Source organism: Rouxiella sp. Mn2063 (assembly GCF_049319665.1).
GTDB lineage: Bacteria > Pseudomonadota > Gammaproteobacteria > Enterobacterales > Enterobacteriaceae > JBMOUD01.
In genome coordinates, this window is sequence record NZ_JBMOUD010000017.1 from 77,088 (window position 1) to 102,304 (window position 25,217).

Consider the following 25,217-nt stretch of genomic DNA (forward strand, 5'->3'; position numbering starts at 1 on the left):
GATTGTATGAAATATAAAAAACTGGCGCTGGTACTTCTCGCGTTGGGGGCAGGACTGATGGGGCATGGAGCGTATGCTGCTTCCCGCCCTGATAGTCATTTAACTCCTGAGGAGAACACGCAGATGCAAACTTTTTTACAAGGTATGAAACCCCATTGTATAGGCCGTTATCTGGTCGATATGCCGGGATCTTTTCTGATCAAGGAAGGCAATATTATGGCCTTTATTGATCGAGCACCGATAAAAACCAAGCGCCTTTATCGCCCGGCCTTTGAGCAAAAAATCCACCTGCGGGAAGCCGAACTGAGCAATAAACAGCCCTTAAATCCACAGGATAAACCGTTTTTAAAACATGTTTATCCCCTGCCAGCAGGGATGGAGGGGGTGATATTTGAAAGGAATGAGGGACTTTCAGTCCCTGATGCGTCCCGTGTTCTAGAAGCATATTTGTATACTAATGGAGTCGCGGTAGAAATCGAAATGAAAGCAAGGAATGGGTTGTCTTCCCGATACGATGATGACAGAGAGGATACTCCCGAAATCTACGGTAATACAGTCCCTGAAAAACTTGCAGCGTTAACGCAGTTACTACAAAGAATGTCAGGACAAAGTAATACGGAGATCCCGCAACAGGCTGGGCTCTGCCTGCCGGATTTGTTTATTGCCGACGGGAGCAAAAACCAAAATGAAAGTCTGAATATTATCTTTACCTCCCCTGACTATGCGAAAACCAAATTTAAATTCGACACTGATAATTATACGAATGAGGACAGTACGTTATTGGAAAGAAGTGGTCCACTCGACCTGATGATTAAAGCTGCCTCAGGGCGAACTATCCAAAAAGGCAAACGAAATATTAATGGTCAGTATAGTGAAGAGTGGTTATTTACAGGCAAGGATAAGGGAGAGAAAAGCTTACGTTTTTCCCTGCATATCAATGAAAAAACAAATACTCCCAAAACACCTCTATTTTTTATGGACTTTACGCAGCGTGGAGAAACGGGTAATTATCAACTAACAGAAAATGAAGCGGTTAGTGTCTGGGAGCAGATCACCCATACGATAAGGTTACGGCCTGGAGCATTTGGTCAATAACCCGTGGCCAAGGATGCAAGCTGATTGTATGAAATATAAAAAACTGGCGCTGGTACTTCTCGCGTCAGAGGAGGGGATATATATCGATTACAATCCTAATATTCCAAAATGCTAATGTGTGGAATTCGAATTTATAATTTCCTTACATGAATGATTACTTAATTTAAATAATTTAAATACATAATTGTTTATTTTTCTAGTTAATAATAGTAACGATAAGGAGAAAGGAATGGCTGGGATCGTTTGCCTAGGTGATGCTACTACACATGGGGGAAACGTAATAACCGCATCCTCTACTATGTTTATTAATGGTGTACAGGTTGCACTAGTTGGTGATTTAGTCTCGTGTCCTATCCCCGGGCATGGAGTCAATCCAATTATTGAAGGCGCACCAACTGAAATGGAAGAAGGTATCTCTGTTGTGGTTAATAATTGTCAGTGTGCCTGTGGATGTCGAGTTATCAGTTCTCACCCTGAAAACAGCATTGAGAGATAATTATGGCTTGGCCTATTCCTAAAATTCCAGAACAATCAGTATTGCCACCACCTCATTATGTTCGATGGGTAATTTTTTTGGTAATAATGTTGATAATGGGGTCATTATGCGCTTTATTTATTGGCCATTTTTCAACTTATATCCCAATACTGCTCTATGGCGCATTACCTGGATTGCTTTTATGGTGTTGTATTTTTGGCGTAATACTTAACCGTTATGAGCAATCAGGAATATCTGCATTTTCTTGGCATGAGGAGTCACAAAAAACCAAATCACAATGGCAACAATGGAGTCGAAAACAACTTGTTGTAATAGGAAATGTTTTATTAACTCCTGAAGTTGATGGCATTTCCTCCATTTTAGGTGAGACAGCAAAAATTCCTATGTATCCTCAAAAGGCTCGTCCTCTTTGGGGGGGGGAACATCCATTATCAGTAATGTTAAGTGAACTTGATTCAAAACTGGAAGAACAAGCAGTCGGTTATCGTCATTATTTAAATACAATATACGTATTATATCCATCAGCATTACATCGTGAGCGTGAAAGAGTTAAATCCTCTTTTTTTAAACAATGGGATCTTATCCCAGAGTTTTTTTCTTCTATTGAAGATATTAATGAGTTTAATCTTGAGTCTGAAATAAATGGTGTGGTTTTAATTTTATGCTTACAAACCTGGCCAAATGATATACCACAACAATCCAGTGAGTTTATATCTGCTCAATTACTCAGTTCGTCAGAGTTTATTGTTACACATCAATTTACTAAGATCGCAGGATTAGGACGAATAATGCCATTGACTCCTGAAAAGTTGCCTGATGATCTTGATATGCTTTTTGATTACAACAGATTAAATTTTAATGAATTAGAGCATGTCTGGTTATCAGGTGATTCGGAGGATACCTCAGCAAATATAGCGTTATATGCTAACTCTCGGTATTGGATGTTACCTAAAAAGAAACCACTTCATTATATTGATCTTACTTTCGGGCCACCAGGAGAACTCGCCTTCGGTTTATCCTTGAGCATGATGGTGGAAGCAGTAGATAAGACTTCTAAAAATCACTTAATAATTTATCAAGAGTCTCAATCTTCAGGTTGGATGTGTTTAATTACGAAGGAGTTATTTTCATGAACCAAGATAAAGGATCTCAACCACTGCGTTATGGTTCCTGGGGGTATTTTCTTCTAATTATTGGTTTGGCTGGAGTGAGTGCTCTACTCTTGATAGTTTTTCAACGCCAATTGGAAAATAGCGGAATATTGGTATCTTTTGCTTGGTTAATATGGGCTGGGATTTTTTCAGCCCTTTTGATTGGGCTTGTAGGAATGACATTTTGGTGGCGGTGGAAACAAGCCATTAGGCAAGTTATTTTTAAACCGAAGTTACCAGGAAAAGATAAAGTCACCAATAATGCATCTGCCAATGGCAAGGTAAGTGCTGATATTAAATCCAGTTTGCAGAAACAATACGGCCGCTTCTGGCCCCGTAAAGTCCGTATCCTGCTGCTTACTGGCAACGTGGCCGATGTGGAACAACTCGCGCCTAAACTCACCGTAGAATATTGGCAGGAGGACAAGGGTACGGTGTTGTTGTGGGGCGGTGACCTTGGTGCACCGGCAGACAGCACGTGGCTGTCTGCGTTGCGTAAAATACGACGTCGTCCGCTGGATGGTGTGCTGTGGGTAACTTCTGCTTTAGCTTGCCAGACCACGTTGGGCCAGAAAGACGCTAAAACAACATTATCTGCCGATATGATGGATAACGTGGCGCAGGCATTCGCTGAGCGTTATGCGCTGCTCGGCTGGCAGTTACCGCTGTATGTTTGGTCGTTGCATGCTGTCGAAGATGCCAAGGATGAGCGTGTGACACAATCTGTCGGCTGTTTACTGCCTGCTAAGTGTCAGCCTGATGAGCTGAATTCACTACTTACCAGACTTGTACCGACGTTAATTGCACAGGGGACACAACAGGTTAGCGCTAGCACCCATTATCAGTTCTTGCTACAACTTGCCGATCAATTAGCGCATCGCCCTGACTCTGTGATGACACCGCTTACCGTGCTGCTGAATCCGTACCGTCCATCACCGCTTGCTGGTGTGATGTTCAGTCCGATGTCGGTAAACACACAACGTAGCTTGAAACACCACTGGGGCAAGGATAATCGCTGGGATATATTGCTCGATTCCCTGCCATCACTACCCGCGGGGCTTGCCGCGAAACCGCTGGGTTTCGCCTGGCGTAAAATGCTGGCAACAGTAGCTGCATGCGTGATGGTACTGTGGGGAGCTGGCATGCTGGTGTCATTCCTGGTGAACCGTGATGCAATTAATTATGGTGAGTCACAGCTGGCGCTGGCGGCTAACGTTAAGCAGCCCCTTCCTGCACGTTTGCAGGCTCAATTGGATTTACAACACAGTCTGGAGCGGTTGCAGTATCGCCAGCAGCAAGGAGCGCCTTGGTACAGTCGATTTGGGCTGAGTCAGAATGAGGCCTTGCTGGCGGCATTGTGGCCTCACTACGGAGCCAGTGCGCTGCCTTTATTACGTGATGCGGCCGCCCTTCATCTAAAAGAACAACTTAATACTTTGGTGCAGCTGCCACCTGACGATCCGCATCGCGAACAATTGGTGAAACCCGCCTATGAGCAATTGAAACTCTACCTTATGTTGGTACGCCCGGATAAAATGGATGCGGCAGCATTCAGTAAAATGCTATTAAGCGATTGGCCACAGCGTAAGGACGTGCCGGACGGCATTTGGCAGGGCAGTGGTCCGGCTTTGTTAGATTTTTATGCTCGTAACCTTTCTCATCATCCTGACTGGCGTCTTAAACCGGATGAGGATCTCGTTAATCAGGTTCGTACTCTACTAGTTCGTCAGATGGGGGCGCGTAACAGCGAGTCTTCGCTTTATCAGAAGATGTTACTGCAAGTCGCCCATCAGTATGCCGATATGCGTTTGGTTGATATGACCGGCGATACCGATCCTGAGCGTATCTTCACAACGGATGCCGTTGTACCGGGTATGTTCACTCGTAAAGCATGGGATGAAGCCGTTAAACCGGCGATTGAAAAAGTAGTCAGCGGACGTCGTGAAGAGATGGACTGGGTGCTGAGTGATAGCAAAAACGCCGTGCTGCAACAAGACTCTCCAGAAGCACTTCAGGCGCGTTTGAAAGCGCGTTATTTTGCCGATTTTTCCGCCAGCTGGCTGGATTTTCTTAACGGTTTACACTGGCAGCAAGCGCAGACGTTATCGGATGCCATTGAACAACTGGCATTGATGGCAGATGTGCGACAGTCTCCTCTGGTGGCGTTAATGAACACGTTGAGCATACAGGGGAAAACGGGGCAGACCGGCGGTGCCTTGTCGGACTCGCTGGTGAGATCGGCCAAAAATCTGCTAAACAGGGACGAGCAACCCGCTATAGATCAACTGGCCGGTGCTCAAGGTCCGTTGGATGCGACTTTTGGCCCCGTGTTAGCACTAATGGATAGCAAGGTGGGAGGTCAGGGCAATACTAATCTCAGCCTGCAAACCTTCCTGACTCGTGTCACTCAGGTGCGTCTTAAACTTCAGCAGGTGGTGAATGCAGCCGATCCTCAGGCGATGACGCAAACTCTGGCGCAGACGGTATTTCAGGGTAAAGCTATCGATTTAACGGAAACCCGTGATTATGGCAGTCTGGTGGCCGCCAGCCTTGGTCAGGAATGGAGCGGATTTGGACAGACGGTATTTGTTCAGCCGATGGAACAGGCGTGGCAGCAAGTGTTAACGCCCGCCGCCCAAAGCCTGAACGCCCAATGGCAGGCGGCGATTGTCGATGACTGGAACAGCACATTCGGCGGTCGTTATCCCTTAAAAAACACCAGTAGCGAAGTGTCACTCCCATTGTTGGCGCGTTATCTCAACAGTGACAGCGGACGTATTGCCCGTTTTCTACAAACCCGTCTGAATGGTGTACTGCATAAAGAAGGGAGTCATTGGGTGCCGGATAGCATTAACGCACAGGGGCTAACCTTCAACCCGGTATTCTTGAAAGCCGTGGATACGCTGAGCGCGCTGTCAGATGTGGTGTTTGCCAACGGTGAAGCGGGCTTGCACTTTGAGCTGCGTCCTGGCACGGCAAAAGATGTGATGCAGACGGATTTAGTGATCGATAGCCAAAAGCTAAATTATTACAATCAATTACCTACCTGGAAGCGATTCACCTGGCCTAATGATACTGAAGCACCTGGCGCCAGTTTGAGCTGGGTAAGCACTCAGGCAGGTACCCGACAGTTTGCCGATCTCCCTGGAGCCTGGGGGTTAATCCGTTTACTCGATAAAGCTAATGTGACGCCGTATCCGGGAATAAACAGCAGCTTTACTCTGAGCTGGAAAGCCTCCGATGGCAGTCCCCTGAATTACACGCTGCGTACCGAAGCCGGAGAAGGTCCGCTGGCATTACTGAAACTGCGAAACTTCACTTTACCGACACAGATATTCAGCGTTGGCGCGAGTGACCGCGCCCCGATAACGGACACCCAAAAGGAAGAGGGAAACTGATGGCCTCGTTACACACATTACTGAACGCCAGCCATGCCGATCAGCAGGCGCTCGCACAACAGGCACAACAGCAGATACAACTGTGGGAAAAGTGGCTGGCCCCTATCTCATCACATTCATCAGTAGGTGATGACCCCGGTTATGACGATGACTTCCAACAAATGCGCGAAGAGGTCAACAAACTGTCCGGTGCTGACACGGCCTTGGTCTGTGAATTGGCAGAGAAGTTGCTGACTTCCTCATGCAAAGATGTGCGCGTAGCGACTTACTACATTTGGGCCCGCCTGCACAGGGATGGCGAATCTGGACTGGCGGATGGGCTTGCCCTGTTGGCCGGATTGATCCAACAATTTAACGATGACCTTCATCCGCAACGAGCCAACAGCCGCAAGCTGGCGCTGGAATGGCTGGCGGGAAGCCGAGTGCTTGATAGCCTGTCGCTTTACCCGGAAGTGGCAAAAACTGACTTTGAGCGCATCGTGGGAGCGCTGGCGTTAACAGAAGAAAGTATTGCCGGTTGGGATGAGTCCGCCCGTCCTCAGTTTGGCAGCCTTTATGCGGCGTTGGAAAGTCGGTTGGCGCAGTCCGGTGGTCTTGATGCTGTTATCCCACAAAATAGCAGCAGCTCAATGAGCTCGTCGTCATCCGTAGATTCACCCGCGTTGAAACCGGTGGCATCGGGACGGGATTTACTTGATCAGGCGAAACTGCTGGCCAGTTTTTTGCGCGACCAACCTGACGGCTGGTTATCGGGTCATCATTTGATGAAAAGTGTTCGTCTGGATACGTTACATGAGCTGCCGCCGCTGGCAGCCGATGGGCGTACTCGCCTGGCCCCGCCCAAACCAGAGAACCGTGCGCTGCTCAAACGCCTGTATCTACAACAAAGTTGGCTGGAATTGCTCGAGCAGACCGACAGCCTGTTTGCTCAAGGTGTTAATCACCTGTGGCTGGATTTGCAATGGTATATCCATCAGGCACTCACCAAGGCAGGATCGCCTCATGACCGGTGGGCAGAGATTATCAAGCAAGACCTGCATGGTTTGCTGACCCGTCTGCCTGGGCTAGAAGGATTAGCTTTCAATGACGGCGTTCCCTTCGCGGATGAGGTCACACTCAACTGGATAAACCAACAAGTGATGACTTCCTCCGATAGTTGGGGCAACGAGCCAGCGGCATCGGCAAGTACCGCAGGTGACGACGACATTCTACAACTGGAGTCAGAAGCGCTGGCACAGGCCGACAGCGAAGGTGTCGACGCTGCCTTTAACTGGTTGCAAAACCGTCCGGGACCTCGCACACCGCGCCATCTGTGGTTGTTACGCTTACTGATGGCGCGCGTTGCCGAACAGTACGGCAAAAACGATATGGCATTGCATCTGCTCGGTGAACTGGAGGGTAACGCGACTCACATGACACTCACCCAATGGGAACCCGAGCTGCTGTTTGAAGTGAAGGCCCGTCGTCTCAAGCTATTACGGATGAAAGTCAGTCGCGCAGACACGGATAAAACACGCCTGCATAGCGAAATGGAAACCCTCCTTGGCGGATTAATCGCTCTCGACCCGGCGCGTGCCGCAGTACTGTGCGGTTAATCAATAATTGCCCTTCCTGATAAAAGAAAACGATGAAAGACCAAACCTTACGTTATTACGATGCCGAATTGCGCTATCTGCGCGATGCAGCCAAAGAATTTGCACAAACTCATCCCGACCGGGCGGCCATGTTAGATCTGGATAAGCCCGGGATACCGGACCCTTATGTTGAGCGTCTGTTTGAAGGCTTTGCCTTCTCTATAGGACGTCTGCGCGAAAAAATTGATGACGACTTGCCTGAGTTTACCGAAGGGCTGGTCAGTATGTTGTGGCCACATTACCTACGGACTATTCCGTCGCTTTCGGTGGTGGCACTGACGCCGGATGTTCCAGCAATGAAAATGGCAGAAACTGTGCCAGCGGGAATGGGAGTCTATTCGCGACCAGTCGGGCCGAAAAATACCGTCTGCCAGTACCGCACTACTCGCGATATGGTGCTTAACCCGCTTGCAGTCTCGAAAGTGGTGATGGCGACGGAGCCGGACGGGCGCTCGGTACTGCGCATCAGGTTAGCATGTAGTACGCAGGCCGATTGGTCGCAGGCTGACTTGAGTCGTCTGTGCTTCTATTTGGCAGGCGATGCGCCACTAAGCAGTGCATTGCATTTGGCACTAACCCGCCGTCAGGCTGCGCTCTATTTGCGCCTACCCAATCAGTCTGACCGGATAAAGCTGGACGGCTGGTTTTCGCCCGGTGGCTTTGCCGATGAGGATCTGCTGTGGCCTAAAGGAGAAAGTGCCTTCAGCGGCTACCAGCTGCTGCTGGAGTATTTCACCTTCCGCGAGAAATTTATGTTCGTGCACCTCAATGGGCTGGAAACGGTGACATTACCCAGCGGTATTACACATCTTGATCTTGAGGTGGTACTTAACAGTCAGTGGCAAAGTGATCTGCCGGTAACAGACGATGTGCTTCACCTACACTGCGTACCGGTGATCAACCTATTTTCTCTGGAGGCTGACCCACTGATTATCAACGGACTGGAAAGTGAATATCTGTTGCGTCCGCGCCGCTTGCAAGACGGATACACCGAAATTTACGCCGTTGATACGGTGACGGGGTCGCAACGTACATCCGATGCGACTTATGTGCCTTTTACCAGTTTTCGTCATCGCGGTGGGATGCAAAGACGCCATGCGCCGGAGCGCTACTTCCATACTCGAGTGAAGCGGGGGGTGACCGGATTGCATGATACTTGGTTGATCCTTGGGGGGCAGCAGTGGGAGTCTGACAGACAGTTCGAGCGTGAGGCCGTATCGCTGAAAATTACCGGTACTAACGGCCAGCTCCCACGTAAAGCATTACAGAGCACGCTGCTGGATCGCTGTGAAGCATTATTACAAACGCCAATTGAGGTACGTAATCTCTGCAAACCCACGTTGCCATCTTATCCCCCGGCGGAAGACCATTTCCAGTGGCGGGTACTCAGCCATCTTGGTTCAAGTTACCTCAATCTTATGAGCAGCGCTAAAGTACTTCGTGGCACGTTGGAGTTATATAACTGGCAGGGGGATGAGCTGAATAACCGTCGTCTTGATGCCATTCTTGAGGTACGGCACCACCAGATCCAACGCTTTGAAAAGGGCTTTTTATTGCGGGGGATCGACATTGAAGTGACGCTAGATGGCAACGGTTTTACCGGTGAAGGTGATATCCATTTATTCGGTGAAATGCTTCATCGATTCTTTGCCCTTTACGCTGACATCCATTTGTTTAATCAGCTCACCGTTATCGTCCAGCCTGCAGGGAAATGCATTCGATGGAAAGAGAATCACAATCAGCGTCTGCCCGGTTAATAGAACAACTGCGCCATAAATTGCCCTATACCCAGTTTTATCGCTTCTGCCAGTTATTAGAACAAAGTCAGCCTGACGCGCCAGCGTTGGGTAGCCACTGGCAAGTTAAACAAGACCCGGTACGTTTTCGTCCGCATCCGGGGATGGGGTTTCCGGCCAGCGAGTTTAAACAGGTAGAGATGCCTGAGTACTCGCACCTTCCTCCTACTATTCGTACGACATTTATGGGGTTGTATGGTGTGGAATCGCCATTGCCTACCTCGTATATCGACGATATTGCACAGCGCAGGGAGGGCCATGAAGCGGTCAGCAACTTTCTGGATATCTTCAATCATCGGTTGATCACCCAGTACTATCGTATCTGGCGTAAGTATTCTTATCCGGCGACGTTTGCGCCCGGTGGGACTGATAAAACCTCCAAATATCTGCTGAGCCTGTGCGGTCTGGGTATTGATGGATGTGCGCAGAACATTGCCACGCCGGTATCTCGATTTCTGGCGCTGACTAGCATGATGCGACTGCCCACGCGGACCAGTGAAGGTATTGTTGCGCTAGTTCAACTGCTGGCACCGGACACCCAAGCCCGGGTAATCGCGCACGATCGCTGCCGTATCCCATTACGCCATCCCTTAACTATGAGCGCACGCCACCCCGTGAGTATGAGCAGTAGCCCGGTAATGGGCAGTCACGCTGTGGATGTTAACTGTCAGATTTTACTGCGACTGAAGACGAATAACCCGGATGAAGCGAAAGAGTGGCTACCCGGGGGGCAGTTGCATACTGACTTGCTGGCGTTACTTCAGGTTTATCTGGGCTCGCGGCTACATGTGCGCCTTCAGTTATCCGTGTTGCGCTCGTTACTGCCCGACGCAAAACTCTCTTGCCAGCCAAAAAGTACGGGAGTTTTGCTAGGAAGAACGGCGGTGATGCGGATACAGCGGACTGCTTCAACAGAAAATAAAATGGAAATGATCACTATTAATCTGGGCCGCTACCAACGTGTTCAGGAAAATCTTCACCGAAGGGAGGCTGATGAATATGGCGACTATCGCTGGTAAAAACCGTTTTGCATTACTGATGTTGGTCATCATTCCAATGTTGAGTGGATGTGGGCTGACACAAACTGTGAGTGATGGCACCGTTGCGGTGACCAAATCCATTTTTTATAAACAGGTGAAAACGCTGCATCTGGATATCAAAGCAAGGGAGGCAATAAACAATAATGCAAGTGGGGCTCCGCTGGCCACCGTGGTGCGTATCTATCAGCTCAAAGAGCGTAAAGTGTTTGATGGCACGGATTATCCATCTTTGTTTGCTGAGGATAGCCAAGCGATTAAGGCTGATTTGCTCGAAGAAAAAGATATCCGTATTCGTCCTGGTGCTGCGGTGACCATCGATGTGCCATTGGATAAGAAAGCGCAATATGTGGCAGTCGTTGGATTGTTTTTAGCACCTGATATTACTAACAATACTTGGAGAGTGGTGTTAAGTCGAGAAGACCTCGATCCTGATAAGGCACGTCAGGTTGAACTGAATAATCACGGGCTCACGTTATTAGCCTTAAAGGACAAATAATATGTCTCAGCCCTCGCTTTACGAAACCCTGTTCGGCAACTTCGCCGGTGGCCTGGATCTCCATCAAATCAGTGAAGAAAACCAAGTCATCTTATCCGTGCTCGATAATATGCAGCGCATTCTGAATTGCCGGGCCGGGACACTTAGCCACTTGCCCGATTATGGCCTGCCCGATATGAGCAAAATCTTGCAAGGTTTGCCGGGATCGGCGCATTCGTTGTTGACCACGCTTTCTACTACGTTACTCAAATATGAGCCACGGCTGAAAAGTTTGCAGGTCATTCTGTTACCTCAGACTACGCCGGGGCATCTGGAATATGCCATAGATGCGGAGCTAAAGGGGCTGGGGTTGGTACGTTACGGCACGGCATTTATGCCGGAGGGCCGGGTGTTGATGCGTCATCTGAAACAACAGCACTATCTCAATCCGAGCGAGTCTTTTTAACCTCTGTTCAGGGAAGATAATCTTATGACTACTGATACCGAACGCGTATTAAAAACCGGCGGTGACCCGCGTGCGTTGGCAGATTTTGCCGCGCTTCGCGACGAACTTTCTAAGCTAAGCCATCCGGCACGACCGGATGTTGACTGGAAGCGCGTTGAGCAACTTAGCCTGTCGTTGTTCCGCCAAAATGGCGTCGAATTACAAACGGCATCCTGGTATACGCTCTCTCGCACATATCAGGCGGGAATGTACGGGCTAAACGAAGGATTGGGGATACTTAACGCCTTGATTACCCATCAATGGGGCGCACTGTGGCCACAGCCGGTGCATGCCAGAATGGAAATCCTGGCCGGACTAAGCCAACGTTTACAGACGATGCTGCGCACATTGAGTCTGCGCTATAACGATCTGTCGCTGATTTATCAGGCCGAACAGCATTTGAACGGAATACGCGATGTGTTGCAGCGGCTGGAACTGAAAAATGCCAGTCAGATAGGGGATCTTTGCACCTTTATGCATAATGCGGCGACCCGTTTGGAGAATGCCGATGCGCGTGGCAGTGACGACATTGCCGTGGTGTTGACGCCTATCTCGGGTACTCAGCCCAACGTTCAACCGAGTCTCGCGCCTGCCGGCACTTCGCAGCCGTTAGTTTATGTTGCACGTCAGGAGCCGACTGCTCCGCGCGTTGTGACAACCCAGCCAGAAAAACCAAAGCGCCAGTGGAAAGGTTTTATCGCGGGCGTGCTGACGAGCTTAGTAGTGGGTGGTGCGTCGTGTTGGGGGATGCAAGTATGGCTACAACCGACTCATCCGCTAAAGACGCTGCCGGTACTGGCAAATGAGCTATCGCTGAATCAATTACAGCAGCTACCGCCATTATGGCTGCAGGAGTATGGCTTTGCGCTGGTGGCTCAGGCACAACCGCCAGAAGCTGCCGCACTGACAAAGCAGTGGCAACAGTATATTGCCGCCAACGCCTTGCCTATGAAGTCACTCTCTGGCTGGCATCAGGGAATGGCCGAACTGCAAGAACTAACCCAACGACTCAATGCATTAGATAGTCGCAAGGGAAAATACATGACCGGTTCCGAGCTGAAGTCGATGGTGTTCTCTATCACTCAGGCAATGTCGCGCTCGGTTCCACTGGAAGAACAACTGTATCTACTAAGTGAACAAACGTCTGACACACCGCTACCAGCGGCGCTGGTAGCGCAAACGGATATGCATCTGAACCAGTTGCTCAATCGCTATATATTGATAAAACAGCAGGCAGGACAACCCAGGAAGTGAACCTGTGGTTCGATGAAGTGAATCTGATAGCCCCGTTGTTTAAACATCGGGGCTTTTTTGTGGCTTATTTATGCCGTCGTCGCTGGCTATTTGTTTTGTAGCTGCTTAATTTTAGCGATAGGAGGATTGCGTTTCCCCCAGGCGCTGTGGAAGGGACGCCAATAGGGTTCCTGAGCCGCGGCCAGCATCTCATAATCTCCGCGGGTATCACCGAACGCCCGCAGATGGTATGAAGATAGCGAGCCGTATTCGGCTTCCAATCTTGCGACCTTCTGAGCACAGCGGCAATTGTGGCCGCTAATTCGCCCGGTCAACACGCCGTCTTTCACTTCCAGATTAGTGCCTATCAGCCGGATGCCCAATTTGTCAGCGAAGGGCTTGAGTACCATTGCAGGAGAGGCTGAACAGATTGTTACCGTGGCACCAGAATTAACCTGTGCGGCAACCGCAATCAGCCCGGCAGGGCGCATCAACTGCTGCCAGTATTTATCACAAAACTCTGCGGCTTTTTCATCTACCCACTGCGCTTTCACATTAGTAAGAAATGTACGGATCAGAATTTCTTTTAACTCATCACGAGTGACACGACGGCCGATACATTTAAGCGTGGGGATGGCTAATTTGAGCAACCGGCGCATAAACACGCGCTTACCGAAGGCAAAGCGCAGGAAGGGCACGAAGCTATCATGTTTAGTGAGCGTCCCATCGAAATCAAAAACTGACAGCGCATTGCCAGTATTTACAGCATTAATAACCATCGTGTCCCTTACTCCTTACCTCGTATTGGCACCTCACTTAAAACGGCGCCAGAGCATGCATCTCTATAATTTAATTCTCTATTGTAACCTCATTTAGAAAGGTGGCGCTGTCGTTTTGTGTTGGCGAAAAGTTTGCTGTTCTGACAAGACAGTATTTGGCCTGTCGTTTTAGCAGCGTGATTTAGCATTTAGGTTGAGACCTGCCGTAAATACGCATGAGTTGATTTGCCCTGTACTTGATTAAAAAAGTATCAAAACTTGACGCGATAATAAATGAGTGCATACTCATTTATTCTGTTCGCTTGTTATCCTGACGCATTCAATATGGACGTTAGCAGAGATACTCATTCCATTCAGCCATGATAAAAATGAAATTTAATAGAAAATTTATAATTGCTATTCCAGCGATTCTTACTGGGATCATCGCAGGTTGTGAGATGTTTCCTCGTTCATTTCAGGCTTACCCGGATAGTCCAAATTACGATACTGAGAAAAGGAAGTTTACTAATCCGCAAGCGTTGCGCAGCGTAACCTTTAGTGACGGGGCATCAGGGGTATTGAAGATGCTGCAGGGCGAAAGCCAGTATGCGCCAAAGAATAAATACCCGATGATGCAACCTGAGTGGCCTTTGTTTCTGAAAGATGATGATACCAGCCGTTTTATCTGGTTTGGTCACTCTGCTTTATTAATGCGCATCGCTAAACAGACGGTGGCCGTCGATCCGGTGCTTGGTCCATCGGTTTCACCTTTGCTTATCAATATGCGCCGCTATCAAGAACCTGCCGCGCCAGTTAGCGCATGGCCGCAAGTGAATGTGGTACTGCTGTCACACAACCATTACGACCATTTTGAAAAAGAGACTCTCAAGCAACTCGCCGCGGCCAAAGCGCTCTTTATTGTACCGTTAGGAATGTCGGAGTACCTCAGACCGCTGGGCGTGGATAGCATGCATATCAAGGAGCTGGATTGGTGGCAAACTGTCGAACATGAAGGTGTGCGCTATACCTTGGTGCCTGCCTGGCATAATTCAGGAAGAAGCCTGCGTGACAGCAATAAAAGTTTTTGGGGCGGATATATTGTTCAGCATGCTGACGAGACGGTTTATTACAGCGGCGATACCGCTTACGGGCCGCATTTTGCTGAAATAGGCCGACGTTTTCCAAATATCAGCGTAGCATTTATTGAAAATGGTCAGTATGACCGGCGTTGGCCTGATGATCATATGACCCCTGATCTTACCGTTCAGGCTGCTATGGACGTGAAAGCACAGCATATTGTTCCCGTTCACTGGGGAGCATACAGCATGGCATTTCATTCCTGGAATGAACCTGTTCTCAAAAGCGTTCCTGAAATGCGGGCAAGGGGGCTGAAGCCACTGACCCCCTATCAGGGACAAGTTTTTGATGCCGGAACTGAAACGAATATGTGGTTTCAGGACGTTGAGTAAAGCGAGTTGACGTAGGTTTTACGCGTTGGCTCTGCTGTGGAGAGTCCGTATATCAGAAAGCAAAAAACCAGCGGTTAAGCTGGTTTCTCTAAATATGGTGCCCGGACTCGGACAAAGGTGCGCTAGCACCTTTGAACAGCGCTTGCGCTGGCCCTGAAAGGGTGAGTTTCAGGATGAAACGAATAATCGAACGGAGTTCGATGGAGAGTCCAGATCTCAGAAAGCAAAAAACCAGCTGTTAAGCTGGTTTCTTTAAATATGGTGCCCGGACTCGGAATCGAACCAAGGACACGGGGATTTTCAATCCCCTGCTCTACCGACTGAGCTATCCGGGCAACGGGGCGCATTAAACCGTATTGGCCGGTACTCGTCAACGGCTTTTTCATCGATTGTGGTGTGGAACGGTGTGAGTGGCGTTTTTTACAGCAATTACCCGCATTTCATCGTGATTTTTGCACTATTTTTATACCCACCTGGCTACTCTTGGCCAATAAATTGCGCGACAAGTAATGGCAAATCAAATGCTTGGATTTTTGCCTATTTGCGTTGCAATTTGTCGGCGTGACAGGCTTGAAGCAGGGCATGAAAAGTGTAATGATTGCGCCGCTTTATTAGGCAAAATCCTAACCTTTAATGTTTGACGTTGTCTCCGTGCTGGCTGGCTATTTTCGCTGTTGATAGGCCACGCTCACCGCCTTGACGCAACGCCAATTATTTTAGGTATATGCGATTAAAACCACCATTTTCTTCCGATTGCTGCGGCACCGTTTAAGAAGGTTGCTCCATAATTATGACCAGTTACTCATATTGCAAGCCTATGCTGATGACTCCTGGGTGCGGCGATCGCGACACTTCCAGTTTTTCTTCTTTTGTTCTCGTGAACATGCGGTAAGGCTAGCTTTTGCTCGCTGTTAGGCATTATTAAAAACAGAGCGCCACTCTGCTTTTACTGATGTCTATCAGACGTTGTAAAGCCTGAAAGTCGAACCGTCGTGCCAAACCATAACCTTATCGTTATTACCACGTCCGACTTTCTGCTGACTCAACGTTACTCTGCCGGGCAGGTGCGTCGCGTTGGATTTCCTCGTAGAACAATCTTGCTCATTGATGTGCCAGTGGCACACCCTCTTACTTAACCGTTTGAGAGCCGTAACATGAAACAGTTAAAAATAGTAGCAAGCGCCTCTGTGGCCCCTCATCTTCACACTTCTCGTGATGTGGTGAGTCTTGAAAACGCGGATTACACCGATACTGCGGCTATCGTGATAAGTGTCGATGATCTTAATAACGGCGTGTTATCCGCTATCGCCGCCCTGGGGTTTGGTATTCCGGCGTTTGTTGCTGTTCAAGGAGAGGAGCAGGTATCTCCAGATTACCTGTCGGCATTAAAAGGCGTATTTGGTCTGGCAGATGCTAATCAGGCGTCCTATGCGGCGCAGTTAGAAGCGGCCGCCGCAGAATACGAGCAAGGGTTATTCCCGCCATTTTTTGACACGCTGAAAAAATATGTCGAAATGGAAAACTCTACCTTTGCTTGTCCGGGGCATCAGGGCGGGGAGTTCTTCCGTCGCCATCCGGCAGGTCGTCAGTTCTTCGAGTTCTTTGGCGAGAATATTTTCCGCTCAGACATGTGTAATGCAGACGTCAAACTCGGTGATTTATTGATCCACGAAGGGTCGGCCAAAGATGCGCAGAAACATGCGGCGAAAGTCTTTAGCGCTGATAAAACCTACTTCGTGCTCAACGGCACGTCGGCGGCCAACAAAGTGGTCACCAACGCGCTACTGACTCGCGGCGATCTGGTGCTGTTTGACCGCAACAACCATAAATCCAACCATCACGGTGCATTATTGCAGGCCGGAGCCACGCCGGTTTATTTGGAGACGGCACGTAATCCTTTTGGTTTTATCGGCGGCATTGATGCTGCGTGCTTTGAGGAAGACTACCTGCGCCAACAAATCCAGCAGGTTGCGCCACAGCGAGCCAAAGACGCGCGCCCGTTCCGTTTGGCGATTATCCAGCTCGGGACTTACGACGGCACCGTATACAACGCTCGTCAGGTGGTGGATAAAATCGGCCATCTGTGCGACTACATACTGTTTGACTCAGCATGGGTTGGTTATGAGCAGTTTATCCCGATGATGAAAGAGTGCTCGCCGCTGTTGCTGGATCTGCACGAAAACGATCCGGGCATTATCGTGACTCAATCGGTACATAAACAGCAGGCTGGCTTCTCACAGACTTCGCAAATTCATAAAAAAGATAACCACATCAAAGGGCAAAAGCGCCATTGCAGCCATAAAAAACTTAATAACGCTTTTATGATGCACGCCTCAACCAGCCCGTTCTATCCGCTGTTTGCAGCACTTGATGTTAATGCCCGTATGCACGCCGGTGGCAGCGGTAAAAATATGTGGATGGAGTGCGTGAAGCTGGGGATCGACACCCGAAAACTGCTACTTGAGCGTTGCTCGATGATCCAGCCATTTGTGCCGCCGGTAGTCGATGGCAAAGCCTGGCAGGAACACGATACTGAACTGATGGCAAACGATGTGCGCTTCTTCGACTTTGTCCCGGGTGAGCGCTGGCACGCCTTCTCTGGCTATGCCGAGAAACAATACTTTGTTGACCCATGCAAACTGCTGCTGACCACGCCGGGTATTGATGCCAGCAGCGGGAAATATACCGAGTTTGGTATCCCGGCGACTATTTTGGCTAACTACTTGCGTGAAAACGGCATCGTGCCGGAGAAGTGTGACCTTAACTCGATTCTGTTCCTGCTGACGCCTGCGGAAACCGCCGGAAAAATGCAGCATTTGGTCGATGAAATCGCGCGCTTTGAGCAGTATATCGCCGACGATGCGCCATTAAGCGAAGTGCTGCCAACGGTATATCGCAAAAATGAAGATCGTTACCGTGATTACACCATTCGCCAGCTATGCCAAGAGATGCACAACCTTTACGTCAGCTTTGATGTGAAGGAACTGCAAAAAGAGATGTTCCGCGAAGCCAGCTTCCCGCAGGTGGTGATGAATCCACAAGATGCGCACAGCGAGTTTATCCGCGATAACGTTGAGCTGGTCGCTATTGCTGATGCACAAGGGCGCATCGCCGCCGAAGGCGCGCTGCCGTATCCTCCGGGCGTGCTTTGCGTGGTGCCGGGCGAAGTGTGGGGCGGGGCGGTGCAGCAGTATTTTCTGGCGCTGGAAGAGGGGATCAACAAATTACCGGGATTCTCGCCGGAGTTGCAGGGGGTTTATGTGGAGAAGAAACCTGTCGGGTGGAAACGTATTCTTGGCTACGTTATTGCCGCTTAGCCGACAAGATGCGCTATTGAAGGTCAACAGATGGAAGGCCAAGGGATTGAAGGTAAAAAACTGAAGGGCTGTTTTTTCATCTGTACTAACAACTTGCGGGGCTATTAAGCCCCGCGAGTTGTTTTGCCGCAAGAACACCTTTCAACCTGTTGTCGGCTTACTTAGCCGGCACGTCGATAGCTTTTCTGCGTTTTGGTGACTTTGTACAGATAGCGACGTGATTCACCCGATGGGTGTTTGGTGGTCAGTGTCTGGTAAACATCATCTGGCGACATGCTGTTGATGATGTTAAAGGCTCTGTTTTTATCACTGCTGAACACGCGTAATACGCTGCCTGCCCCACCGTTATAGGCGGTGATGACGGCATAACGCCGCGACGTCGGGTTACTGATCCCGGCAAGATAAGAATCTTGCAGTATCGCCAGATAGGCGGTACCGGTATTGATGTTATTAGCAGGATCAAACAGATAGCTGCGGCTTGGTTTACCCCAACGCCCTTCGGATTTAAATACATCTACGCCAGCGGAGTGCTGAACAACCTGCATCAGGCCGAGCGCATCGGCATTACTCACCGCATACGGGTTGAATGCTGATTCGGTCTGCATAATCGCCAGAATCAATGAGGAATCCACGCCATAACGCGCAGCGGCAGCACGTACCAACGGCAGATATTTGTGCGCACGCTTATCCAGGTGGTTTGGCACCATCTGAATCGTAATCGAGTAAATCAAATGCATGCCGGACTGGCGGCTTTGCAGTTTGTTTTGAATCAAATAGTTGGCAAAGTTAGTGGCGCGACCCTGCCAGCGGATCGGCTGACCGGTATTATCCAGCACCTGGCCGTAAAGCATAGGCTCTTTGCTGATTTGAATATCGTTGGCGTCGGAGTAAAGATCGACGGAAGTCGCATCGTCACCGACTAATAAGGTGCTGACAATCGCTTGGCGTAATTTTGCCATCGGGTCAACGCCAGAAATCGTTTCAATGGTAATGGTACCGGCATCAAAGTTGATGTGGCTACGTGTTTCGTATTGATCGCTATATTTTACGTAGTCTTTCGGGCCGGCAATCAGGACTTCATTGATGCCCCAAATGTTTTCGATGTTATTGGCAAACTGCCCCATCAAAATATCGAAGCCGTTGGTGTCTTTGACATAAGCTTCATTAAACTGTTCGCCTTTATTGCTCGAACAGGAAATCAGCAAAGGCGCGATAACCAACAACGCTAAAATTTTCTTCATCTTACAAACCATATCCTGATGAAAGAAGCCGGGCCATGTAAGTTTTGAATGGCCCTTAAAAGGTTAATAATCTTACTTTTCTGGCGGCGTATAACCGTCAACCTGCACATCATGACCTTCAAACAGGAACTTGATCATCTCTTGTTCCAGCAGTTTGCGGTCATCGAGATTCATCATGCTGAGTTTTTTTTCATTGATGATCATGGTTTGTTTAGTCAGCCATTGCGCCCAAGCTTCTTTAGAGATCTCATTATAGATACGCTTGCCCACATCACCTGGATACAGCTGGAAATCCTGACCTTCCGCTTCTTTTTGCAGTAAGGTACAAAAAATGGTTCTGCTCATGCTAATTCCTCGTCTATGGCGCTGTTGCCAAATAATCGTTGTTGGCGGGGGGATGATTTTGCCAGTTGAGCCAACAGGCTAGCGACCGGCGCGGCCAATCCAACCGACTGCGGTTGCGCTAAGTTATACCAGAGACCGGCACCTTCATCCATGCAACCGCGGGATACAGAGGCGATATTTAGCCACATTGGGACGATATCGAGGTGGAAATGGCTAAATGTATGACGAAACGCCACCATCTGCTCTAGCTTCTCTACGCTGACACCGTATTTGGCGACGCCATTTTCCAGTTCTTGTTCACTACTAAACTGTGGAAAACAAAACAATCCTCCCCACAAACCTACCGAAGGACGCTGTTCCAGCCACACGCGGTCGCCATGTTGGATCATCAACATAAAGGCGGTTTTCTCTGGCAGCGTTTTTTTTGGCTTTTTACCAGGATATTTCTGCCAGCTATGGTGCGCATAAGCCAGGCAGCGGGTATTAAGAGGGCAAAGCTCACATTTAGGCTTAGAACGAGTACACACCATCGCACCTAAATCCATCATCGCCTGATTAAACTGCTCAACGCCTTTGGCTGGCGTCACCTCTTCACTGATTTTCCACAGGCGATTTTCGACTTTTTTCTCACCCGGCCAACCGTCGATAGCATAGCAACGTGCCAGCACGCGCTTGACGTTGCCATCAAGAATGGGGAAGTGCAGGCCTAGTGATAGCGAGAGTACGGCACCCGCGGTTGAGCGCCCAACCCCAGGCAAATCTGCTACATCCTCAAATGAAGTAGGGAAAACGCCTTGGTGTTTGTCCACCACTTGCTGCGCCGCTTTGTGCAAATTGCGGGCACGGGCGTAATAGCCTAGTCCGGTCCATAAATGCAGAACTTCATCTTGCGGTGCGCCAGCCAGGTCGGCCACCGTCGGGAACCGCTGCATAAATCGTTCAAAATAGGGAATAACGGTCGTCACCTGCGTTTGTTGCAGCATCACCTCAGACAACCAAACTTTATAAGGTGTCTTTTCCAGTTGCCACGGCAGGGTTTTTCGGCCAAAGCGCTGATACCAATCGAGTACCAGCGGCGCGAAGCTGTGCGCGTCCATCATAGGGGTATTTTTATTCCCGATTGAAGAAATTGAAGACTCAAAACTCAGCTGGGGATTCCAGCACAGAGTTATTAGAGTGTAAACCGGAACTTTCCGCTCTTAGTGGGCGCTATTATAAAGGGGGGAAGGCGAAACGAGTACTTGCTTATGCTTGCTATCTTTGGATAATGCGGCTTTCTTTAGCCTCTATTCGAAATATACCCGCGATACTTCACATTTTAGAGTCATTGTTCGTATGCAGTTGCCAGCCGTTGGCTAACGATTGTGTATAGATTGATTGTGGATAGCTATTGGGTATAGCGATTTCGAATAGACACTTAACTCCAGCCAAAAGATAGAATGCACTATGAAAAATGACGTTATTTCACCAGAGTTTGATGAAAACGGTCGCGCACTGCGTCGAATTCGCAGCTTCGTCCGTCGTCAGGGCCGACTGACAAAAGGCCAGCAGCATGCATTAGATCATTACTGGCCGATTATGGGCGTTGAATATCAGGCTCAGCCGCTGGATATTTCAGCCTTGTTTGGTCGCCAGGCGCATACCGTGCTGGAGATTGGTTTTGGGATGGGCACCTCGTTAGTGACGATGGCTAAGCAGCATCCCGAGCAAAACTTTATTGGTATCGAAGTCCATTCACCGGGCGTAGGCGCTTGTCTGGCGACCGCGCACGAAGAGGGCGTCGAGAACCTGCGTGTGATGTGTCACGATGCGGTAGAAGTGTTGGAAACCATGATCCCAGATGGCTCATTGGACATGGTACAGCTATTCTTCCCAGACCCGTGGCACAAAGCACGCCATAATAAACGCCGTATCGTGCAAACGACTTTTGTCGAGCTGGTGCGTCGTAAACTGAAAGTGGGTGGTGTATTCCACATGGCGACCGACTGGGAGCCTTATGCCGAGCATATGTTAGAAGTCATGACCGGCGTTGCTGCTTATGGCAACCTGTCGGCGGACGGCAACTATGTTCCGCGCCCGGAATCGCGTCCGGTAACCAAGTTCGAAATGCGTGGCCAGCGTTTAGGCCACGGCGTATGGGATCTGATGTTTGAGAGGAAGCAATAATGGCTACGAATCGCAGTCGTCGTTTACGTAAGAAGTTACACATTGAAGAGTTTCAGGAACTGGGTTTCTCAGTAAAATGGCGTTTTGCTGAAGGCACTGAAGTTGAGGCTATCGATGCAGCACTTGATGCCTTTATTGATGGTGTTATTGAGCCGAACAAGCTGGCCTTTGATGGCAGCGGCTACCTGCAATGGGAAGGTTTGGTTTGCCTGCAGGAAATCGGTCATTGCACTGATGAGCACCGTGCTCAAGTTAAAAAATGGTTGGAAGACCATAAAATGCAAGACGTTGAAGTCAGCGATCTGTTCGACATCTGGTGGGATTGATCTCTACCACGCGTCACGCTGTGTTTTGCTGAACAAGGCGCCTTTTGGCGCCTTAGTTATACCCGTCATACTTGAAGCCGCATCTGTGTTGACTACACGAGCTCACCCGGATCACTTACTCGTGTAAGCTCATCGGGATGAACTCCCTTGCCGCCTTGATGCAACGCCAATTGTTTTGGGTATATATCTTCTCTGAGGGAGCAAGAGTGACAACTGATTTAGATAACGGCTTGTTGGAAGAGATCCTTCATCAAGTGCGGCCATTAATCGGCAAGGGCAAAGTTGCAGACTATATTCCTGCGCTGGCGGATGTCAGCCCGTTGGGACTCGGCATTGCGGTATGTACTGTTGATGGACAGCAGTTTTCTTCCGGCGATGCCGAGCAACGCTTTTCAATTCAATCTATTTCCAAAGTATTGAGCCTGAGCCTGGCGATGACTCGCTATGAAGAGGCAGACATCTGGCAGCGAGTTGGCAAAGAACCTTCTGGGCAGCCTTTTAACTCGCTGGTTCAGCTTGAGTTGGAAAAGGGCAAACCGCGTAACCCGTTTATCAATGCTGGGGCGCTGGTGGTTTGTGACTTGCTACAAACACGCCTGAGCGCGCCGAAACAGCGCATGTTAGAAGTGGTACGCCAGCTTTCCGGTGAACCGGATATCCAATATGATCGCGACGTCGCTCGTTCCGAGTTTGAGCATTCAGACCGCAATGCGGCTATCGCTTATCTGATGAAGTCATTCGGCAACTTTGAGAACGACGTACTTACCGTTTTACAGACCTATTTCCATTATTGTGCGCTGCGTATGAGCTGCGTCGAACTGGCGCGTACCTTTGTGTATTTAGCTAACAAAGGCCGGCCGTTGGGCAGTGATGAATACCTTATCGACCCGCGCCAGACAAGGCATATTAATTCATTAATGGTCACCAGCGGCATGTACGACGGCGCGGGTGAATTCGCCTATCGCGTAGGTATGCCGGGTAAATCTGGCGTAGGCGGCGGCATTATTGCAATTGTACCCAACGAAATGTGTATCGCCGTCTGGTCACCTGAATTAGACCCGGCAGGGAACTCTTTAGCCGGAACCGCTGCCTTAGAGCTATTGGCGCAACGTATTGGCCGTTCCATTTTTTAAGACCTATCTGAAGCGAATGTTGAGATAGGATCTGAGTCAAAACCTGAATAAGAGCCTGTTATCACTCTTGGCTCTTTTGGTTTAACGGAGAAAATATGCGAGTAAAAGCTGGATTGAAGTACGGATTATTTGGGTTATTAGCGTTGACGGCCTGGCAAGCGCAGGCTGATTATCAGTGCAGCGCTAATCCTAAAGACGACATCGTTATCAAACCACAAAGCGTGCAGGTCGTCGGTGCCAGCGGCAACTTACTGATTAGCCCGAATGGTGATGTATCGCAAAATGGCAGCGCGGTAAATCTGAGCGCTAAAGCGCGCCAACAGGCAATTGATTACCAAGCCGCATTGCGTCGTGACTTGCCTTGGATTGACCAAGGTGCATCAGCCCATCTGGACAAAGCCAAAGTGGCAATTGACGGTGTGATTGTTAAACAGCTCGGTGCTGACAGCAACGTGCGTAACCGTCTTACCAAACTCGACGAACTGCTCAAGCAGCAGATGAACCGCATCATCGAACATCGCAGCGACGGATTAACCTTCCACCATCAGGCCATTGCGCAAGTTGAACAAGACGGCCGCCGTTTGGTCGAGCAAAGCATGGGTGGCGTGATGCAAGACAGCATGAACGAAATGGGCCTCAAACAAGCCACCTCCGGCGGCAACCCGTTACAAGCCATGATGAGCAACCTAGGTGGATTACAGCAAGCCGTACAGGCCGAATGGCGTAAGAATGAAACCGAATTCCAAAGCTTCGGCAATGATGTTTGTAAGCGAGTGACGTCGCTGGAAACGCAGCGGAAATCATTACTGGCAGAGATTAAAAACTAGAGCGAGATTTGGGCGGTTTAGAACCGCCGGAATGTTGTGAATAGCAGAATAGTGCAAATTTCGGTTCTTCAAATCCGGTGTTTAATGTGGTTCTGTTGACCGAACCGACCAAAGAGGAAATTGGGCTTTCCTCTTTGGAATCTCCAGCCCTTTCGATTCATTAGAACCTTGATCTAGTGGAGGCCATGTTTCAGGTGCCACAGTGATAGGCGCAAATTTCATGGCTCCGCCATTCCTTCCTCGGATTCGAGCCAGCTCAAAAAGACTTCGCCGTCTCTCCATCAACTCGTCAGTGAAATTTTGAGTGCGCCATCAAGCTTTTTACGTCAAAAACTAAACAGCCATTGCCTTTGAACTTGATTCAAATGCCACCTAGCGCACTCAAAATTTCACCGGCAAGTGATTAAGAGACAACGGCTTTATCGTTGGCTCGTATCCGCAGCCGGGCATCCCGAAGGGATGAAATTTGCGCTATCACGGAAGCTTCTGAAACATGGCCTCCACTGGGCTGGATATTGAAGTATCAAAAAAAGCGCGGGATTCTTAAGGGTAGCGCGCTACCCTTATGGCGGCTTAGGCTGCAACGCCTCATTGAACACTGCATTTGAAAAGCCGAAAAATTCACTAATCCATTTTTAAAAAATCCCAGCGTTGATTCAAACGCCACCTAGCGCACTCAAAATTTCACCGGCAAGTGATTAAGAGACAACGGCTTTATCGTTGGCTCGTATCCGTAGCCGGGCATCCCGAAGGGATGAAATTTGCGCTATCACGGAAGCTTCTGAAACATGGCCTCCACTGGGCTGGATATT

Annotated in this window: 20 protein-coding genes and 1 tRNA gene; 16 read left to right on the top strand and 5 right to left on the bottom strand. The window is 49.2% G+C overall.

Translation table 11 applies throughout. From position 1 onward, the window contains the following. The first annotated feature begins 6 nt into the window (after positions 1 to 6). The 10 genes from ACL9RG_RS19685 to ACL9RG_RS19730 all read left to right on the top strand — a co-directional run bounded on the left by ACL9RG_RS19685 (position 7) and on the right by ACL9RG_RS19730 (position 12,844). Positions 7 to 1,095, top strand: a complete 1,089-nt coding sequence (locus ACL9RG_RS19685) for a T6SS immunity protein Tli4 family protein (RefSeq protein WP_422794338.1) — start codon at positions 7 to 9, stop codon at positions 1,093 to 1,095. A 229-nt stretch (positions 1,096 to 1,324) separates the two neighbouring features. After that, positions 1,325 to 1,591 (top strand): PAAR domain-containing protein, encoded by a 267-nt coding sequence (locus ACL9RG_RS19690; RefSeq protein ID WP_422794339.1) that lies wholly within the window; start codon positions 1,325 to 1,327, stop codon positions 1,589 to 1,591. Between the two features lie 2 nt (positions 1,592 to 1,593). Next, positions 1,594 to 2,724 (top strand): hypothetical protein, encoded by a 1,131-nt coding sequence (locus tag ACL9RG_RS19695; RefSeq protein ID WP_422794340.1) that lies wholly within the window; start codon positions 1,594 to 1,596, stop codon positions 2,722 to 2,724. 194 nt (positions 2,725 to 2,918) lie between these two features. Then, a complete protein-coding gene (locus ACL9RG_RS19700; protein WP_422794341.1) occupies positions 2,919 to 6,140 on the top strand; it encodes an ImcF-related family protein in 3,222 nt (1,073 codons plus the stop codon). Continuing rightward, on the top strand, positions 6,140 to 7,735 hold the full coding sequence (tssA, locus tag ACL9RG_RS19705) for a type VI secretion system protein TssA (RefSeq protein ID WP_422794342.1): 1,596 nt from the start codon (positions 6,140 to 6,142) through the stop codon (positions 7,733 to 7,735). Before ACL9RG_RS19700 ends, tssA begins: the two co-directional genes overlap by 1 nt. 32 nt (positions 7,736 to 7,767) lie before the next feature. Then, positions 7,768 to 9,531 (top strand): type VI secretion system baseplate subunit TssF, encoded by a 1,764-nt coding sequence (tssF, locus tag ACL9RG_RS19710; protein WP_422794343.1) that lies wholly within the window; start codon positions 7,768 to 7,770, stop codon positions 9,529 to 9,531. Further along, positions 9,495 to 10,589: a type VI secretion system baseplate subunit TssG gene (gene tssG / locus ACL9RG_RS19715; protein ID WP_422794344.1), complete on the top strand. Its 1,095-nt coding sequence runs from the start codon at positions 9,495 to 9,497 to the stop codon at positions 10,587 to 10,589. Before tssF ends, tssG begins: the two co-directional genes overlap by 37 nt. Beyond that, on the top strand, positions 10,570 to 11,106 hold the full coding sequence (gene tssJ / locus ACL9RG_RS19720) for a type VI secretion system lipoprotein TssJ (protein WP_422794345.1): 537 nt from the start codon (positions 10,570 to 10,572) through the stop codon (positions 11,104 to 11,106). Before tssG ends, tssJ begins: the two co-directional genes overlap by 20 nt. A 1-nt stretch (position 11,107) precedes the next feature. Further along, positions 11,108 to 11,551 (top strand): type VI secretion system baseplate subunit TssE, encoded by a 444-nt coding sequence (gene tssE, locus ACL9RG_RS19725; RefSeq protein WP_422794346.1) that lies wholly within the window; start codon positions 11,108 to 11,110, stop codon positions 11,549 to 11,551. Positions 11,552 to 11,575: 24 nt separating this feature from the next. Further along, a complete protein-coding gene (locus ACL9RG_RS19730; protein WP_422794347.1) occupies positions 11,576 to 12,844 on the top strand; it encodes a VasL domain-containing protein in 1,269 nt (422 codons plus the stop codon). Positions 12,845 to 12,930: 86 nt separating this feature from the next. Here the strand turns inward: ACL9RG_RS19730 and ACL9RG_RS19735 are convergent, their stop codons facing one another. After that, positions 12,931 to 13,602 (bottom strand): HAD family hydrolase, encoded by a 672-nt coding sequence (locus tag ACL9RG_RS19735; protein WP_422794348.1) that lies wholly within the window; start codon positions 13,600 to 13,602, stop codon positions 12,931 to 12,933. 437 nt (positions 13,603 to 14,039) lie between these two features. Here ACL9RG_RS19735 and ACL9RG_RS19740 point away from each other — a divergent pair, with 437 nt between their 5' ends. Further along, the gene (locus ACL9RG_RS19740; protein WP_422794349.1) at positions 14,040 to 15,050 is read left to right on the top strand and encodes an MBL fold metallo-hydrolase; all 1,011 of its coding nucleotides are present in this window, start codon (positions 14,040 to 14,042) and stop codon (positions 15,048 to 15,050) included. Between the two features lie 259 nt (positions 15,051 to 15,309). On the opposite strand, the gene ACL9RG_RS19745 is transcribed toward ACL9RG_RS19740, so the two are convergent. After that, positions 15,310 to 15,385: transfer RNA gene (locus ACL9RG_RS19745), tRNA-Phe, on the bottom strand. Positions 15,386 to 16,204: 819 nt separating this feature from the next. On the opposite strand from ACL9RG_RS19745, the gene speF reads away from it, so the two are divergent. Beyond that, on the top strand, positions 16,205 to 18,367 hold the full coding sequence (speF, locus tag ACL9RG_RS19750; protein WP_422794350.1) for an ornithine decarboxylase SpeF: 2,163 nt from the start codon (positions 16,205 to 16,207) through the stop codon (positions 18,365 to 18,367). A gap of 161 nt (positions 18,368 to 18,528) precedes the next feature. On the opposite strand, the gene mltC is transcribed toward speF, so the two are convergent. The 3 genes from mltC to mutY all read right to left on the bottom strand — a co-directional run bounded on the left by mltC (position 18,529) and on the right by mutY (position 21,053). After that, a complete protein-coding gene (gene mltC / locus ACL9RG_RS19755; RefSeq protein ID WP_422794351.1) occupies positions 18,529 to 19,608 on the bottom strand; it encodes a membrane-bound lytic murein transglycosylase MltC in 1,080 nt (359 codons plus the stop codon). 72 nt (positions 19,609 to 19,680) lie between these two features. Beyond that, complete coding sequence (locus ACL9RG_RS19760) at positions 19,681 to 19,953, bottom strand: oxidative damage protection protein (RefSeq protein WP_422794352.1); 273 nt, start codon at positions 19,951 to 19,953, stop codon at positions 19,681 to 19,683. After that, positions 19,950 to 21,053 carry an A/G-specific adenine glycosylase gene (mutY, locus tag ACL9RG_RS19765; protein WP_422794353.1) on the bottom strand — a complete coding sequence of 368 codons (1,104 nt, stop codon included), beginning with the start codon at positions 21,051 to 21,053 and terminating at the stop codon, positions 19,950 to 19,952. The genes ACL9RG_RS19760 and mutY overlap by 4 nt, the downstream gene beginning before the upstream one ends. A gap of 346 nt (positions 21,054 to 21,399) precedes the next feature. Between mutY and trmB the strand changes: the two genes are divergently transcribed. The 4 genes from trmB to ACL9RG_RS19785 all read left to right on the top strand — a co-directional run bounded on the left by trmB (position 21,400) and on the right by ACL9RG_RS19785 (position 24,405). After that, positions 21,400 to 22,119, top strand: a complete 720-nt coding sequence (gene trmB / locus ACL9RG_RS19770) for a tRNA (guanosine(46)-N7)-methyltransferase TrmB (RefSeq protein ID WP_422794354.1) — start codon at positions 21,400 to 21,402, stop codon at positions 22,117 to 22,119. Continuing rightward, a complete protein-coding gene (locus ACL9RG_RS19775) occupies positions 22,119 to 22,445 on the top strand; it encodes a YggL family protein (protein ID WP_422794355.1) in 327 nt (108 codons plus the stop codon). Before trmB ends, ACL9RG_RS19775 begins: the two co-directional genes overlap by 1 nt. Positions 22,446 to 22,651: 206 nt before the next feature. Beyond that, complete coding sequence (glsB, locus tag ACL9RG_RS19780) at positions 22,652 to 23,578, top strand: glutaminase B (protein WP_422794356.1); 927 nt, start codon at positions 22,652 to 22,654, stop codon at positions 23,576 to 23,578. A 95-nt stretch (positions 23,579 to 23,673) separates the two neighbouring features. Beyond that, positions 23,674 to 24,405 (top strand): DUF2884 domain-containing protein, encoded by a 732-nt coding sequence (locus ACL9RG_RS19785; RefSeq protein ID WP_422794357.1) that lies wholly within the window; start codon positions 23,674 to 23,676, stop codon positions 24,403 to 24,405. Positions 24,406 to 25,217 lie beyond the last annotated feature (812 nt).

Excerpts from the sequence above, each read along its gene's own strand:
- ACL9RG_RS19775 (WP_422794355.1), top strand. The coding sequence starts at position 22,119 with ATGGCTACGAATCGCAGTCGTCGTTTACGTAAGAAGTTACACATTGAA.
- ACL9RG_RS19785 (WP_422794357.1), top strand. The coding sequence starts at position 23,674 with ATGCGAGTAAAAGCTGGATTGAAGTACGGATTATTTGGGTTATTAGCG.
- tssA (WP_422794342.1), top strand. The coding sequence starts at position 6,140 with ATGGCCTCGTTACACACATTACTGAACGCCAGCCATGCCGATCAGCAG.
- ACL9RG_RS19760 (WP_422794352.1), bottom strand. The coding sequence starts at position 19,953 with ATGAGCAGAACCATTTTTTGTACCTTACTGCAAAAAGAAGCGGAAGGT.
- ACL9RG_RS19695 (WP_422794340.1), top strand. The coding sequence starts at position 1,594 with ATGGCTTGGCCTATTCCTAAAATTCCAGAACAATCAGTATTGCCACCA.
- ACL9RG_RS19730 (WP_422794347.1), top strand. The coding sequence starts at position 11,576 with ATGACTACTGATACCGAACGCGTATTAAAAACCGGCGGTGACCCGCGT.
- ACL9RG_RS19735 (WP_422794348.1), bottom strand. The coding sequence starts at position 13,602 with ATGGTTATTAATGCTGTAAATACTGGCAATGCGCTGTCAGTTTTTGAT.
- tssE (WP_422794346.1), top strand. The coding sequence starts at position 11,108 with ATGTCTCAGCCCTCGCTTTACGAAACCCTGTTCGGCAACTTCGCCGGT.
- ACL9RG_RS19685 (WP_422794338.1), top strand. The coding sequence starts at position 7 with ATGAAATATAAAAAACTGGCGCTGGTACTTCTCGCGTTGGGGGCAGGA.
- tssF (WP_422794343.1), top strand. The coding sequence starts at position 7,768 with ATGAAAGACCAAACCTTACGTTATTACGATGCCGAATTGCGCTATCTG.
- tssG (WP_422794344.1), top strand. The coding sequence starts at position 9,495 with ATGGAAAGAGAATCACAATCAGCGTCTGCCCGGTTAATAGAACAACTG.
- ACL9RG_RS19690 (WP_422794339.1), top strand. The coding sequence starts at position 1,325 with ATGGCTGGGATCGTTTGCCTAGGTGATGCTACTACACATGGGGGAAAC.
- mltC (WP_422794351.1), bottom strand. The coding sequence starts at position 19,608 with ATGAAGAAAATTTTAGCGTTGTTGGTTATCGCGCCTTTGCTGATTTCC.
- ACL9RG_RS19740 (WP_422794349.1), top strand. The coding sequence starts at position 14,040 with ATGTTTCCTCGTTCATTTCAGGCTTACCCGGATAGTCCAAATTACGAT.
- mutY (WP_422794353.1), bottom strand. The coding sequence starts at position 21,053 with ATGATGGACGCGCACAGCTTCGCGCCGCTGGTACTCGATTGGTATCAG.
- speF (WP_422794350.1), top strand. The coding sequence starts at position 16,205 with ATGAAACAGTTAAAAATAGTAGCAAGCGCCTCTGTGGCCCCTCATCTT.
- trmB (WP_422794354.1), top strand. The coding sequence starts at position 21,400 with ATGAAAAATGACGTTATTTCACCAGAGTTTGATGAAAACGGTCGCGCA.
- ACL9RG_RS19700 (WP_422794341.1), top strand. The coding sequence starts at position 2,919 with ATGACATTTTGGTGGCGGTGGAAACAAGCCATTAGGCAAGTTATTTTT.
- tssJ (WP_422794345.1), top strand. The coding sequence starts at position 10,570 with ATGGCGACTATCGCTGGTAAAAACCGTTTTGCATTACTGATGTTGGTC.